Source organism: Psychrobacter sp. 1Y4 (assembly GCF_051847555.1).
Genome location: NZ_JBPYDE010000102.1, coordinates 1 through 1,194, shown reverse-complemented (window position 1 = coordinate 1,194; position 1,194 = coordinate 1). Strand labels below are relative to the sequence as shown.

The 1,194-nt window shown below is 44.4% G+C and carries 2 protein-coding genes; both read right to left on the bottom strand.

The window, feature by feature from the left end:
• Positions 1-707: phosphoribosylaminoimidazolesuccinocarboxamide synthase (gene purC, locus ACS8FC_RS14505; RefSeq protein ID WP_439297280.1), on the bottom strand; the 707-nt coding region annotated here is incomplete at its 3' end.
• Between the two features lie 126 nt (positions 708-833).
• Positions 834-1,148 (bottom strand): hypothetical protein, encoded by a 315-nt coding sequence (locus ACS8FC_RS14500; RefSeq protein ID WP_227674193.1) that lies wholly within the window; start codon positions 1,146-1,148, stop codon positions 834-836.
• Between the last annotated feature and the right edge of the window lie 46 nt (positions 1,149-1,194).

Below are 1,194 nucleotides of genomic sequence, written 5' to 3'. Positions count from 1 at the left end.
AATGGCACACCGATACGGTCAGCCACTTCTTCATAAGCTTCAATCACATCGCCTAATGACTGACGGAAACGGTCTTTATCTAGTTTCTTCTTGGTGTTCTTATCCCAGATACGGCAGCCATCTGGTGAGAACTCATCACCCAATACGATACGGTCATGGAATACGCCAAACTCTAGTTTAAAATCCACTAGGATTAAATCACCCGCATCAAACAACGCCTTTAATACATCGTTGACTTGATAGGTCAGCTCTTCCATTTTAGCCAATTGTTCTTTGGTCGCCCAGCCAAGAGAAACAGAGAGCGACTCGTTGACCATCGGATCACCTAGCGCATCGTCTTTATAAAACAGCTCATACGTTGGCGGCGTCAATGCCTGCCCTTCTTCTAAGCCTAAACGACGTACCAAACTACCAGCGGCAAAGTTACGCACCACGCACTCTACAGGAATCATATCCAAGCGCTTGACCAGTACTTCGTCGTCAGACAATTGCTTTTCGAAATGCGTCTCGATGCCAGCATCAGACAATTTTTGCATGATAAAAGCATTAAAGCGGTTATTCACCACGCCTTTACGCGCCAATTGTTCGATACGCTTACCATCAAGCGCTGAGGTATCATCACGGAAGTGTAAAATCAGAAGATCATTGTCTTCTGTTTCATAGACAGATTTGGCTTTGCCTTTATACAGCAGTTGTTGCTTTTGCATTATAGGGGTTCCTGTTCGTTCAAGCTTATGTGGTAAAAACGCGCAGCGACCGCTGACTCTTATTACAATATCGATATTATTTTAATCAATAATCATAAAAATCGGCGGTACAAGTGAAGAAATAAATTAGTTTGAAGGGCTACTAACAGCACGCTGAGGCTTTGGCAGCTGATACTGATTACCTGACTCATTCTGTAGTTTAAGCGTGTTCGCACCCACATTCGGTGTTGGGTACAAAGGCACGAAAGGCGCTGTTTCTTGAGCAGCTGGCAGCTCTATCGGTGCAAGCTTTTTGCTTTGTTGATAGTCTAAGCTGCCATTGTCTCGCTTGCCAAGCAAGCTCTTGGTCGCTTGGCAGCCGCTCAATACCAACGTACTACCCAAAACTAAGGTCAGCATTGCAGGAAGTAGTTTTGTCGTTTTTGATGATACTGTCATCATGTTGTCTCTCTGAGTTAGCAGTTATTGCTCATTTAGGCGATTGACT